11 protein-coding genes are annotated in these 12,977 nt (G+C 63.9%); 8 read left to right on the forward strand and 3 right to left on the reverse strand.

Going from position 1 to position 12,977, the window contains the following annotated elements; all coding sequences use genetic code 11:
• Positions 1–69: 69 nt before the first annotated feature.
• A complete protein-coding gene (locus EYW47_RS25820) occupies positions 70–1,251 on the forward strand; it encodes an acetyl-CoA C-acyltransferase (RefSeq protein ID WP_133197671.1) in 1,182 nt (393 codons plus the stop codon).
• Positions 1,252–1,485: 234 nt separating this feature from the next.
• Here EYW47_RS25820 and EYW47_RS25830 read toward each other — a convergent pair whose 3' ends face one another.
• Positions 1,486–2,391 carry a LysR family transcriptional regulator gene (locus tag EYW47_RS25830; RefSeq protein WP_133197672.1) on the reverse strand — a complete coding sequence of 302 codons (906 nt, stop codon included), beginning with the start codon at positions 2,389–2,391 and terminating at the stop codon, positions 1,486–1,488.
• A 71-nt stretch (positions 2,392–2,462) separates the two neighbouring features.
• Positions 2,463–3,455: an AraC family transcriptional regulator gene (locus tag EYW47_RS25835; RefSeq protein ID WP_240763920.1), complete on the reverse strand. Its 993-nt coding sequence runs from the start codon at positions 3,453–3,455 to the stop codon at positions 2,463–2,465.
• A 174-nt stretch (positions 3,456–3,629) separates the two neighbouring features.
• Here EYW47_RS25835 and EYW47_RS25840 point away from each other — a divergent pair, with 174 nt between their 5' ends.
• The 7 genes from EYW47_RS25840 to EYW47_RS25870 all read left to right on the forward strand — a co-directional run bounded on the left by EYW47_RS25840 (position 3,630) and on the right by EYW47_RS25870 (position 10,937).
• The gene (locus EYW47_RS25840) at positions 3,630–4,688 is read left to right on the forward strand and encodes a beta-keto acid cleavage family enzyme (RefSeq protein ID WP_133197674.1); all 1,059 of its coding nucleotides are present in this window, start codon (positions 3,630–3,632) and stop codon (positions 4,686–4,688) included.
• 98 nt (positions 4,689–4,786) lie between these two features.
• Positions 4,787–5,956: a porin gene (locus EYW47_RS25845; protein ID WP_133197675.1), complete on the forward strand. Its 1,170-nt coding sequence runs from the start codon at positions 4,787–4,789 to the stop codon at positions 5,954–5,956.
• 30 nt (positions 5,957–5,986) lie between these two features.
• Positions 5,987–7,306, forward strand: coding sequence for an MFS transporter (locus EYW47_RS25850; protein WP_377784814.1), 1,320 nt, complete (start codon positions 5,987–5,989; stop codon positions 7,304–7,306).
• A 223-nt stretch (positions 7,307–7,529) separates the two neighbouring features.
• Complete coding sequence (locus tag EYW47_RS25855; RefSeq protein WP_133197676.1) at positions 7,530–8,750, forward strand: alpha/beta hydrolase; 1,221 nt, start codon at positions 7,530–7,532, stop codon at positions 8,748–8,750.
• 124 nt (positions 8,751–8,874) lie between these two features.
• Positions 8,875–9,234, forward strand: a complete 360-nt coding sequence (locus EYW47_RS25860; RefSeq protein WP_133197677.1) for a hypothetical protein — start codon at positions 8,875–8,877, stop codon at positions 9,232–9,234.
• A gap of 3 nt (positions 9,235–9,237) precedes the next feature.
• The gene (locus EYW47_RS25865) at positions 9,238–10,329 is read left to right on the forward strand and encodes a PHA/PHB synthase family protein (protein WP_133197678.1); all 1,092 of its coding nucleotides are present in this window, start codon (positions 9,238–9,240) and stop codon (positions 10,327–10,329) included.
• Positions 10,326–10,937, forward strand: a complete 612-nt coding sequence (locus EYW47_RS25870) for a GNAT family N-acetyltransferase (protein WP_133197679.1) — start codon at positions 10,326–10,328, stop codon at positions 10,935–10,937. Before EYW47_RS25865 ends, EYW47_RS25870 begins: the two co-directional genes overlap by 4 nt.
• 287 nt (positions 10,938–11,224) lie before the next feature.
• Here EYW47_RS25870 and EYW47_RS25875 read toward each other — a convergent pair whose 3' ends face one another.
• On the reverse strand, positions 11,225–12,904 hold the full coding sequence (locus EYW47_RS25875) for a fatty acid--CoA ligase (RefSeq protein WP_133197680.1): 1,680 nt from the start codon (positions 12,902–12,904) through the stop codon (positions 11,225–11,227).
• Between the last annotated feature and the right edge of the window lie 73 nt (positions 12,905–12,977).

Raw genomic sequence — 12,977 nt, forward strand, 5'->3', positions numbered from 1 at the left:
GCGCCTCGATCACGCCGCTTTCACGTCGCTTGCCTCTTTCATCCCACTTTCCACTCAGGATTCCTGATTATGCGCGAAGCCGTCATTGTCTCTACCGCACGCACACCGCTGACCAAGGCGCATCGCGGCGAATTCAACATCACGCCCGGCCCGGCACTCGCTTCGTTCGCGATGCGCGCCGCGGTGGAGCGCTCGGGCATCGATCCCGAATCGATCGAGGATGCGATCCTCGGCTGCGGCTATCCCGAGGGCATCACCGGCCGCAACGTCGCACGCCAGGCCGTGATCCGGGCCGGGCTGCCGGTCTCGATTGCCGGCACGACCGTCAACCGTTTCTGCGCATCGGGCCTGCAGGCGATTGCGATCGCCGCGGGCCGCATCGTCGTCGACGGCGCGCCGGCCATGATCGCGGGCGGCGTCGAAAGCATCTCGGGCATCCGCCGGGACCAGCATCGCGCGAGCGACCTCGATCCGTGGCTCGTCGAGCACAAGCCGTCGCTCTACATGGAGATGATCGATACCGCCGACATCGTCGCGCAGCGCTACGGGATCAGCCGGGAAGCGCAAGACCGCTTTGCGGTGGCGAGCCAGAACAAGACCGAAGCGGCGCAGCTCGCGGGCCGCTTTGTCGAGGAGATCGTGCCGGTCACCACGACGATGGCCATCACCGACAAGCAAACCGGTGAGGTGAGCCAGCGCGAGGTCACGATCGATGTCGACACCTGCAACCGCCGTGGCACCACCTATGAAGCGCTTGCGAAGCTGGCGCCGGTCAAGGGGACGGAGAAGTTCGTCACGGCGGGCAATGCATCGCAACTGTCGGACGGTGCTTCGGCATGCGTACTGATGGAGGCGAAGCAAGCCGAGCGCAGCAACATCGCGCCGCTAGGCGCGTTCCGCGGCCTCGCAATGGCGGGCTGCGAGCCGGACGAGATGGGCATCGGCCCCGTGTTCGCGGTGCCCAGGCTGCTCGCCCGCCACGGTCTCACGATGGACGACATCGGCCTCTGGGAACTCAACGAGGCATTCGCCTCGCAGGCGATCTACTGCCAGCAGCGCCTGGGCATTCCCGAGGAGCGGCTGAACGTGAACGGCGGCGCGATCTCGGTCGGCCATCCGTTCGGCATGACGGGCGCGCGCCTTGCGGGGCACGTGCTCCTCGAAGGCCGGCGTCGTGGCGCGAAGTACGCGGTCGTCACGATGTGCATTTCCGGCGGCATGGGTGCCGCTGCCCTGTTCGAAATCTACTGAACGAAGCCCGGTCGTGGACCTGAACTTGATGTCGGCGGCGCAGCAATGAGCGAAGCGCTCGCACGGCGTGCGCCCGCCGGTGCGGCGCGCGCCGCCGCAACCCGGCGAAGGCACGACAGACGTGCTGCATTCGCTGCTCGGGCTGTCCGATGAACGGATCTCGCAACTGAAGGCGGATGGCGTCGTTTGACATCGCATCCGCAATTCGAATGGGATCGTGGCGATCGATGAGGATCAAGCCGGTGCGTCGCTGGAACGTGCGAGTGACGCTCTAACGAAAGCGCGTACGGCAGGGGAGAGCCCCTGCCGTCTGCTTGCCAGCGCGAGGTGGACGGGAAACTCGAAATCCGTGATGGCCTTGTAGCAAAGGCCGGGCTGCGTGAAGTGGGACATCGATTCGGGCACCACAGCGACGCCGTAGCCCGCGCACGCCAGACTGAGCCCGGAGATGAAGTCCCGGACGCGATAGTCGAGGAAGGCCGAGAAACCGCCAGCGGCACCCAACGCGGAGAGCACCTCGCCGAATCCTTCGTCCTCGTCGAATTGAGGCGAAATGAAGCTCTGGTCCTTCAGGTCGCGCGCAGTGAGCTTGCGACGCATCGCCAGTGGATGCGTGTCGGACATCGCCACCATGAGGCGCTCGGTGTGGACGATCGTGGCCACAATACCCAGCGGATATTGGCGCCGTGGCCGCACGATGCCGACATCGATTTCGCCGCCGGCCAGCGCTTCGAATTGGCGTGGCGTTTCCATCGGCACGACGTCGATGCGCACATTCGGATGCGATGGACGAAAATCGCGCAGCATGCCGGCTAGCGCGCCGCTGGACACGCTCGACGCTACGTAGCCGATCCGGACGATGCCCGCCAGGCCTCTGGCCGCCAGCCGGCCGATCTGGTCCGCGCGTTCGATGTGCCGCAATGCGGCTGCGGCTTCGGCATGGAAGAGACGTCCGGCATCCGTGAGCGTGACCGGCTGACGCTTGTTGCGGTTCAGCAGGCGAACGCCGAGGTCTCGTTCGAGTCGTTGAATCTGGGCGCTCAAGGCCGACTGGGCGACATTCAAGCGATCCGCCGCGCGCGCGAAGTGCAACTCCTCGACCACGGCGGTGAAGTATCTGAGTTGACGAGCGTCGATCATTTAATCGGAGAGTGTGCTTAAAGACTTGGAATCGTGGCAAAAATACTATCGTACAAACGCCGGTTAAAGCCCTACTGAGTTTCCCGCCATTTCGAAACCGTCTTTCCAAACTGTTTCCTGAACCAGAAGGCAAAAGCGCTTGAACTGGAAAAGCCGAGCAGATCCGCCAGTTCGGCGAGCGAGCGGTCGCTATCGCGGATTTGTCGCGAGGCGAGCTCGCACCGGACATCCTGAAGCAACGACGAAAATGAGGTGGTCTCGGCGGCCAGACGCCGATGCAAAGTACGGCGATCCACGCCGAGATGTCTCGCCACCCGGTCGGCCGTGCAGCGGCCATTGGGCAGCATCGCGGCAATGACCTGACGAATGGTATGCGTGTCGCTGTCATTCGCGCTCGTCAAAGCCTGATCCAGAAAGCGGCGTGCATAGAGCGCCATCTGGGAGCCGCTGGCAGGCCGAAACGCCGCCAGGTCCTTTGCGTGGCACACGATGCCATTGAAGTCCGAGTTGAATTCGACTGCGGAGCCGAAGAAGGCCTTATGGCATGTCGCGCCATTCGGCGGGCGGTGCTCGAAACAGACGCTTCGCGGCCGCCAGTTCGGCCCCAGCAGCTCCTCGATGCTGCGATAGAGGACGCCGACGGCCATCTCGATGGACTGCCGCACGGAATTTTTGTCGTCGACCAGAATGTGCTCGCGGATCAATACGGCGTCGCCATAGTCCTCAATGCGGGTCAGCAGGGAGGCATTGATCAGGCGTATGTACCGGCACAGGCTCTCTAGCGCCTCTCGGGCCGTAGGCGCTTCGCTCATGACCGCGCTGATGGGACCCAGGTTGGACAGGCGCCGGCTCCTCGCCAGCCGCAAGCCGAAATCCTCCACATTTGCCGCCGCAGCGCTGCTTTCCAGCAGCTCACGGACCGCATTGCTGCTGATGGGCGCATCCGGATCGACCAGATCGCGTGCACTCAATCCGACTCTGCGCAGCATGCGCGCAGGATCGAGTCCGAGATGGCGTGCGAGATCGCTATAGCCAGTCAGGCTCGCGCTTCGGATCGTGAGCATGGATCGCTGCATGACGGTGTCCCAATTTAGACATCTAATGTCCCAAATAATACATTACGGTCGCTTTCGCGGCGATATTCTTCTGGTGTGAATCGGATGGCGTCGGCGACAAGACGCTACGAGCCCAGTTCAAATCATCTCTATTCCCTACCTGGTATTCACAGGAGACACGCCATGAATTTTCTCGACGGACACTTGTTCCCCGAAAACCAGCAGCCGCTGATCATCACGGCCGCGCCCTATGCGCCGTCGTGGCTGCCGTCGGACTTCCCCGGGGAGATTCCGGTCACGATGGAGGAGCAGGTCCAGAAGGCGGTGGACTGCTACAACGCGGGCGCAACGGTGCTGCACCTGCACGTGCGCGAACTGGACGGCAAGGGCAGCAAGCGTCTGTCGAAGTTCAACGAGCTGATCGCCGGGGTGCGCGCGCGCGTGCCGGAGATGATCATCCAGGTGGGCGGCTCCATCAGTTTCGCGCCGGAAACCGAGGGCGCGGCCGCCAAGTGGCTGTCCGACGACACGCGCCACATGCTGGCCGAACTGGACCCCAAGCCCGACCAGGTGACGGTGACGATCAACACCTCGCAGATGAATGTCCTGGAGCAATTCGATGCGCGCGACATCATCGGCACCTCGATGGAAGACCCGGCGGTGTTCAACGCTTACAAGGAGATGACGGTGCCCGCGCAGCCCGGCTGGGCCGAGGAGCATATCCGCCGTCTCACGGCCGCCGGCATTCAGAGTGCGTTCCAGTGCTACAACATCAACAGCTTCGACTCGGTGGAGCGCCTGATGCGCCGCGGCATCTACAAGGGTCCGCTGGTGATGAACTGGGTCGCCATCGGCGGCGGCATGGATGTGCCCAACGTCTACAGCCTGGCCAACTTCGTGCGCGCGGTGCCCGATGGCGCGGTGCTGACGGTGGAAAGCTCCGTGCTCAATGTGCTGCCGGTGAACATGATGGGTATCGCGATGGGCCTCCACGTGCGCACGGGTACTGAGGACAACCTGTGGAACCAGTCGCGCACGGCCAAGATCGGCACGGTCGCGCAGATCAAGCAACTGGTGGACATCGCCCGCGTATTCGGCCGGCCGATTGCCACGGCCAAACAGGCGCGTGAGATCAGCAAGATCGGCGTGTTCTACGACACGGTGGAAGAAACCCTGGCCGCCAACGGCTTCGCGCCCAACCGCAACGGCGGGCAACAAGGCTATCTGCGCAAGATCGCCTGACCGGCAATGATGGGCGATGGCGCGCACGTGCGCCATCGCCGTCGGCCTGCGCATAAATTAAGGTTATCTAATTAAATAAAATAGGTGGAGACAAAAAAATGAAAAAATACGCAGGCGGGATTTCGTTATTGCTTTCGCTTTCCGCGGCGCATGCGCAGAGCAGCGTTGCGCTATACGGCGTGGTTGACGATGCGTTGACTTTCAACTCGAACGCGGGCGGACAACGCCAATATTTCCTGACCAGTGGCGCGAAGACCGCGAATCGCTGGGGCTTGACCGGGACCGAAGATTTGGGCGGCGGCCTCAAGGCGATCTTCTCCATCGAAAGCGGATTTACCAACAATACCGGTGCATCGCTGCAGGGCGGCGCCATTTTTGGCCGCCAGGCCTATGTGGGTATTGCCAGCAATGCCGGCACGCTGACCCTTGGCCGCCAATACTCGAGCGGCTACTGGTATGTCGGGGGACCGCTGACCGCGGGCGGAGGCTGGGCTTTCAGCGGCTCGGGCTATGGCGCACATCCCGGCGACGTCGATAATCTCGACAGCTTCAATCGCGTGAACAATGCCGTGATCTACACGACGCCCAAGATCCATGGATTTACCGGCTCGGCCATGTACAGCTTTGGCGGCGTTCCGGGCTCGACGGCCGAGCATCAGATCTGGGCGCTCGGTGCTGGGTACGTGAACGGCGCCATCACGTTGGGCATGGGCTATCAGGTGGCCAACCAGCCCAACTTCTCGTTCTACGGCAATAACCCGTCGTCGAGCGCAACCGGCAACAACCTGTGGAGTCCGGTGAACGCGGGTTACGCATCGGCGGGGGCGCAAAAAATATTCGCCGCCGGTGCCGCGTATACGCTCGGCAGCGCGACGATTGCCGCTGTCTATAGCAACACGCGCTATACCGACCTCGGCGCAACGACGGTCGCAGGATTGACGGCGACCGAAGCGGGCTACCGTGGGGGCGAGACGTTCAACATCGGCGAACTCAATTTCAAATATTTGTTGACTCCGGCGCTCCTGCTCGGCGCGTCGTACGCTTACACCCATTCTTCCGGTGTCAACGCCGCTCGCTACCAGCAAGTCGATCTCGGCTTTGACTACTTCGTATCGAAGCGTACCGATTTTTACGGTGGGACGATCTACCAGCATGCGGCCGGAACGAATTCGCTGGGTTTGCCTGCAGTCGCGGAAATCGGCCCCGTGACCCCGTCGTCGAACAACCACCAGATCGTGGCGATCCTGGGGATGGGCCACAGGTTCTAAAGGCGCGAAACACCCTCGAAGGAGACAAGCATGCATATCCCGCGCGCCGATTCCCTGCCAAAGCATGATCTGGCCATGCGCACCTTGCCCCGCCCCCACCCGTATACGTGGGTGGTGCTCGTGCTCACCATCGGCCTGATGCTTTCCGACTATATGTCGAGGCAGGTGCTCAACGCCGTCTTCCCGGCGCTCAAGGCGGTCTGGAACCTCTCCGACGCGCAGCTCGGGTCGTTCAACAGCGTGGTTGCGCTGATGGTCGGCGTGCTCACGCTGCCGCTCTCGATACTCGCGGACCGCTGGGGACGGGTCCGTAGCATCGTCCTGATGGCGGCACTCTGGAGTCTCGCGACGCTCGGCTGCGCGCTCTCCACGAGCTACGGCAACATGTTGCTCGCACGTGCGCTGGTCGGGCTGGGCGAGGCGTCCTATGGCGCCGTCGGACCGGCGTTGATCATGAGCATCTTCCCGGCGCATCTGCGCTCGTCGCTGACCGCGAGCTTCATGGCGGGCGCCGCGCTTGGCTCGGTCATCGGCATGGCGCTCGGCGGCGTGATCATGGCACACCTGGGTTGGCGCTGGGCGTTTGGCGCCATGGCCGGCTTCGGCATCGTGCTGGTCGTGCTCTATCGCGCCGTGGTGACCGAGGCGCGGCTCGCGCCGCATCTCATCGAAAAAGCATCCCGCGCGGCGTCCGGCCGGATGCGTATCGCAGAGAGTGCCCGGATCGTCCTTGAAGGATTGTTCGCGTCGGTGTCCGCGCGCTTCGCTTATGTCGGCAGCGGCTTGCAGGTCTTCGTCGGCGGCGCGCTCTACGCATGGCTGCCAAGCTATTTCAACCGCTATTACGGCATGCCGCCGGCACGCGCCGGCGTGATGGCGGCGGGATTCGTCCTCATCAACGGACTCGGCATGGTCCTGTGCGGCATGCTGGTGGATCGCGCGAGCAAGGGCGATCCCACCAGGAAGTGGGGCATCGCGCTCGCGTATTGCGCCATCTCGGCCTTGCTGCTTGCGATCGCTTTTCGCGTGCCCATCGGCACTTTGCAGCTCGTGCTGATTGGTGCCGCAATGTTCGTCGTGTCCGGCACCAATGGCCCGTCCGGTGCGATGGTGGCCAACGTCACGCCTGCCGCCATCCACGGGTCGGTCTTCGCGACGCTCACGCTCGCGAACAGCCTGCTTGGCATGGCTCCAGGCCCATTCGTCACGGGCTTCGTCGCGGACCGTATCGGCCTGCACGGTGCGTTGGAAGTCCTGCCCTGTGTCGGGCTCGTCTCGATGCTGGCGTTTGCGCTAGGCAAGCGGCATTACGCGGGAGACCTCGAGCGTGCAAAACGGGCGCATGCTTGAGCTTGTCGCCCAGGCTTTCCGGACGGGAGCGGCTTCTCGCATGCAGCATGAGGATTCCTGAGTTGTCAGGCAATGCCCCGATAGTTCACAACGTGCGTGAGGAGAGCCTGTGAATTCGACGACAAGCGAAGAAGGGACTTCGAATCCATCGAGTCCACCGAGGCGGTGCGGTCCCGGCCGACCGAAGCGCCTGCGTGCCGCAAGCCTCGATCCGGAAGCCGAAGTGCTTTTGAACATGCTCAATTTCATGAAGCGCAAGCCGGTCAACCGTTTCAACTTTCGCCAGCATCGGCTGGCGTGGCGTTTGTCGGCGCTTGCGCTGGGCCGTGCGGATGCGGTGGCCCGCGTCGAAACACGATCGATTCCCGGGCCGTATGCGCCGATCCGGATGAAGGTGTATCGGCCCTCGCTGACGGCCGAGGCCGCGCCCGCATTCCTGTGGTTTCACGGCGGCGGTTTCATGATGGGCGGGCTCGCGACCGCCGATGCCATTTGCCGGCATATCGCGGCGGCTAGCGGCGTGATGGTGGTTGCGGTGCGCTACCGTCTGGCGCCTGAGCACGACCTGTATGCCGGTCGAGCCGACTGCATGGCCGCGCTGGACTGGATCGTCCGCGAGGGCAGCTTGCTCGGCATCGATTCCACGCGTCTGGCCGTGGGCGGCGACTCGGCCGGCGGCAATCTCGCCGCCGCGGTGGCCCAGCGCCATGTCGAACAAGGCGGAACGGCGCTGCGGCTTCAGGTGCTGGCCTATCCCGCCACGAATCTGCTCGACGATTTCGCTTCCAAGGCGGAAAACGCGGGCGGCTATGTCCTGACATCGGAGGGTATCGATGCGATCCGCAGGCTGATCACGCAAGGGCGCACGGATCTTGCGAATCCCTGGATCTCGCCGGCATTCACCCGCGAGCTGCGTGACTTGCCGCCGGCGCTCGTCGTGACGGCGGGCTTCGACCCGATCCGCGACGACGGCCTGGCCTACGCCGGGCGTCTGCGTGAAGCCGGCGTGCCGGTCGAATTGCTGCACTACGCCGGGCAGTTCCATGGCTTCCTGAACTTCGACGGCGTGCTGCGGGCCGCGCGCGATGCGCTCGACCGCATTGGCGCGGCGCTTCGGCTCGGCCTGGCAACGCCCGCGGGCGAAGCGGCGGCGCCGGCCGATCGCACCATAGAACTATCGGCGCCGTGCCGTGACGATGTCGCGTGGGCGGGTCTTCCCATGAGCCGCAATCTGGCGATTGCGTGGCTCATGCTCGGCGAGCGGCTCGAGAGCTGGCGCTGGACGATGATCCATCGCACGCTCACCGATATCGGCTGGACCGTGGCTCTGAGCGCGTTCCCGCTGTTCAACCCGGTATCCGTTTGCCGGGGGCTGCTCGGGCATTACTTCGCGCCGATTCAGGCCATTGAAACGTGGCATGGCAATGCGCATGGAAGCGCCTGATCCGTTGAGTTTGCGATGCGCGAGCCGCCTCGATTCGCGTGCCCCCATCCTGTTTTGTCGACCGGTATAAAACGTTATGGCTTCCTCTCTATTCCCCGATCCGTTTCAGATTTGGCGCGAAGCCTTGTCGAAACTCGAGAACGACGCCAACGCGCTCGCGAACGACAGCTTGAAATCGCAGGAAGTGCTCCAGTCGCTGCATCAGTTTTCGTCGGTCTCGATCGGCATGCAGCAATGGTTCGAGAAGACCATGGAGGAGTATTTGCGGCGTGCCAATCTGCCGAGCCGCAAAGCGGTCGATGAACTCGCGGTGTCGTTGCGGCGCATCGAGGAAAAGCTCGACCGCCTGTTGCCGCAGGAGATGTCTGCCGCGCCCGCGCCGCGGCCCGCGCGAACCCGCCGACCGCCCGGCGCGGCGTCCCCCTCCGAGCCCGTCGCCGCCGAGAAAAAAACGCGCCGCGGCACGCGTGCTGAGCGGAGCTGAACGATGGCCTCGCAGTCCACTGGAAAGACGGGCGCGAATCTCGCGCTGCCCGAGCGCCTGCAGCTCGAGGTCGATCGCGCCGTGCAGCGTGGCCTCAAGAGCATGGAGCTGCTTGGCCTCCATACACCCTCGGTCGGCAGGACGCCGAAGACCGTGCTGCATCGGCGCGGCACGCTGGAGCTGGTCCATTACCGCGCCGTTGTCGACGAGGTCTATCGCGTGCCGCTCCTGGTCGTGATGGCGCCGACGAACAAGGGCTACATCCTCGATCTGGCGCCGGGGCAGAGCCTGATCGAGTTCCTGCTCGGGCGCGGCTACGACGTGTACCTGATCGACTGGAACGCGCCCACGGACGACGAGCGCGATCTGAAGATCGACGACTACGTGCTCGATTTCATCCCCGATTGCATCAGACGCGTGCAACAGGACTCGGGCGAGCAGGACGTCACGCTGCTCGGCTACTGCGCGGGCGGCATGCTGTCGGCGATCTATCAGTCGCTGCATGTCGACGGGCCGGTAAAGAACCTGGTCTGCATGACGACGCCGGTCGACTTCTCGAAGATGGAGCTGTTCCGGTCATTGGCGGACGAGCGCAGTTTCGATGTCGACCGCTTCGTCGATGGCGTTGGTGTCGTGCCGGCGGATTTCGTCCTCGCAGGCTTTGACGTGTTGCGCCCGGCCAGCCGCATCGCCGGGCAGATCAGGCTGTGGGACAACCTCTGGAACGACCAGTTCGTCAAGGGCTACCGCATGATGGAGCGCTGGGGCAACGAGACGCTACCACTGCCGGGCGGCTACTTCCGCCAGACGACCCGGGAGCTGCTGCAAAAAAATGCCCTGTACGAAGGCACATTGCGCATCGGCGGGCGGCTCGTCGAGCTCGGCAAGGTCACGGTGCCGCTCTTGCACATCGTCGCGCAGTACGACCATATCGTGCCGCCGGATTGCGCGCGTCCATTGGTCGAGCGCGTCGGCTCGGCTGACAAGGAGGAGGTCGTGTTGCCGGGGGGCCATGTAAGCATTGCCGCCGGTGCGAACGCGATCAAACGTATGTGGCCCAAACTCGATTCATGGCTGGAGGGACGTTCGATATGACCCAGACATCACGCAGCTATCCGCTCAGCATCGAATCCGCAGGCAGGCAGATCGAGATCGCGCCGATGACGAGCGACGACCGCGACGCGGTGATCGCGTTCATCGCCACCTTGCCCGTGCACGATCTGCTGTTCGTGCCGCGCGACGTCCGCCGCCCGGAGGTCATCGACGCATGGATGCGCGCGCTCGACGGCGACAACGTGACCAGTCTGATCGCGCGCGAGCACGATGGGACGGTGATTGGCTGCACCGCAATCGTCGCCGACAAGCTGAGCTGGTCGCGGCATGTTGGCCAGTTGCGCGTGCTGGTTGCGCCCGCTGCGCGCGGGACGGGGTTCGGGCGGGCGTTGATCCAGGCGTGTTTTGCGCAGGCGCTCGAGCGCGGCTTGAAGAAGCTCGTCGCGCAGATGACAACCGATCAGGGGGCGGCGATCGCCGTGTTCGAGGCGCTGAGCTTTCGGGCGGAAGCGCTGCTGCATCGCCAGGTGGCCGATTCGGACGGCAAGCTGCACGATCTGGTGGTGCTCAGCCACGATGTCGACAACGTGGCGATGCGCCACGAGTTGTATGGATTGAGCGACGCGCTGGATGACGCGAATCCACGGTAGGCTGCCATGCGCCGACGCGCGCCGCCGCGAAGCGGTGGCGCGCGGGAATACCTTGTTCAAACGTGGGAAACAGCCTTGAAACGGTCCGGCGTGTAGTCGCTGCGGGACCGGGGCGCGTTGCCTTCCCCGGTTTCGCTCAGAGGGCGGAAACGCCGCAGTCCACCGCGACAGCCTGGCCCGTTATATACGAATTCTCTTTGGCTGTGGGCAGGGCGCCAAAGCCGCCGGCGCCCCCGTGATCGTGACTGTCTGGTGCCGATCGCTCTCCGGCGCCATGCAGTCCTCTGTCAATCAATCAGCTTGCGTATGGCCTTCTTGTCGATCTTGCCCACGCTGGTCTTCGGTATTTCAGCCACGAACGTGATCCGGCTCGCCTCCGGCACCGCATACCGGCTGATGCGGTTGGCTTCGACATGCCGGTGCAGATGCTGGCGCACATCTTCGGCGTCGAGCGAGCTTCCCTGGACGGGCACCACCAGCGCCATGGGCCGTTCGCCCCACTTGTCGTCCTTGACGCCGACTACTGCGCACTCCTGCACATCGGGCAGCTCGCCGATCAATCCCTCGATCTCGATCGACGAGACCCATTCGCCGCCGGTCTTGATCACGTCCTTGATGCGATCGACGATCTGCACATAACCGTCCGGCGTCATCACGGCAACGTCCTGGGTATGCAGGTAGCCGCCGCGCCAGAGCGCCTCCGACGCCTCGGGCTGGTTGTGGTACCCGAGCGTGAGGAACGGCGCGCGCAGCACGATCTCTCCGGGTGTCGTGCCGTCGCGCGGCACGTCGCGCATGTCGTCATCGACCACGCGCAAATCCACCATCGGCAGCGGGCGTCCCGTCATGGCACGTTTGCGGATGTTCTCGTCCTGGTCGGCGGGAGCGCCGCCCGGAGGCAACTGGGAGAGCGCCACCGTCGGGCCCGTCTCGGACATCCCGTAGCCCGCGAACACGTCGATACCCTGCTCGACGGCGCTGCGGCACAGTGCGGGCGGCAGCGCCGAACCCCCGATGACGATCTTCCATCCATCGAGCTTGCGGCCTTCGCGGCGGGCTGCGTCGAGCAGCATCTGCAGGATGGTGGGCACGCAATGCGAGAACGTGACTTTTTCGGTCTGCTGCAGTGCCAGCAATTGCTCGGGCACATAGCGGCCGGGCAGCACGATGCGCAGCCCGAGCAACACGGCGATATAGGGCACGCCCCACGCGAGCACGTGGAACATCGGCGTGATCGGCATATAGACGTCTTCGCGATGCAGGCGCTGTCCCTCGCGCGGCGAACAAAAGCTCGTCGCGATCGTCAGCGCATGCAGCACGATCTGGCGATGGCTGTAGCAAACGCCTTTTGGATCGCCCGTGGTGCCCGTGGTATAGAAAAGCGCAGCGCGCGTGTTCTCGTCGAACTCGGGAAAGACATAATCCGGCGATGCCGGCGCGAGCAGCGCTTCATATTCGCCCACGAAGGGCAGGGTGGTCGACGGCAGCGGATTGCCGTCGGCGAGCACCACGACCTGGCGCACGAACTTCAGCTCCGCCTGGATCTGTTCCAGAACCGGCAGGAAATCCGCGTGCGCGAGCACCAGCTCGGCACGCGAGTCGTTCAATGCGTAAGCGATCTGCTGGGGGGAGGTGCGGACGTTGACCGTAAACAGCGTGGCGCCCATCATCGGGATTGCGAAATAACTTTCGAGGTACCGGTGACTATCCCAATCGAGCACGGCAACGGTGGAGCCGTGCCTTGCGCCCAGCGCGTCGAGCGCGGATGCAAGTTGCCCGATGCGCTTGCGCAGATCGGCGAACGTATAGCGCTGCTTGCCGCGGTAGCTGATCTCCTGATCGGCACTCACGCTCTGCGAATTCAGCAGCAGTTGCTTGATGAGCAATGGATAGGCGTAGGCCGACGGGGTCGCGATGATCAGGTTGTCGGAAGCATCGGAAGCATCGGGTGTATGGGGCGCTGACACGGAGACTACCTCGTAGGGCTATCGGCGCAGCAACGTGCCGCGTCATCGTGTCAAGCATACTGAACGCATCCGG

The organism is Paraburkholderia silviterrae (assembly GCF_004353915.1).
GTDB lineage: Bacteria > Pseudomonadota > Gammaproteobacteria > Burkholderiales > Burkholderiaceae > Paraburkholderia > Paraburkholderia silviterrae.

Bases quoted from the DNA above. Each gene is read 5' to 3' on its own strand.
- EYW47_RS25820 (WP_133197671.1), top strand. From the start codon at position 70: ATGCGCGAAGCCGTCATTGTCTCTACCGCACGCACACCGCTGACCAAG.
- EYW47_RS25830 (WP_133197672.1), bottom strand. From the start codon at position 2,391: ATGATCGACGCTCGTCAACTCAGATACTTCACCGCCGTGGTCGAGGAG.
- EYW47_RS25835 (WP_240763920.1), bottom strand. From the start codon at position 3,455: ATGCTCACGATCCGAAGCGCGAGCCTGACTGGCTATAGCGATCTCGCA.
- EYW47_RS25840 (WP_133197674.1), top strand. From the start codon at position 3,630: ATGAATTTTCTCGACGGACACTTGTTCCCCGAAAACCAGCAGCCGCTG.
- EYW47_RS25845 (WP_133197675.1), top strand. From the start codon at position 4,787: ATGAAAAAATACGCAGGCGGGATTTCGTTATTGCTTTCGCTTTCCGCG.
- EYW47_RS25850 (WP_377784814.1), top strand. From the start codon at position 5,987: ATGCATATCCCGCGCGCCGATTCCCTGCCAAAGCATGATCTGGCCATG.
- EYW47_RS25865 (WP_133197678.1), top strand. From the start codon at position 9,238: ATGGCCTCGCAGTCCACTGGAAAGACGGGCGCGAATCTCGCGCTGCCC.
- EYW47_RS25870 (WP_133197679.1), top strand. From the start codon at position 10,326: ATGACCCAGACATCACGCAGCTATCCGCTCAGCATCGAATCCGCAGGC.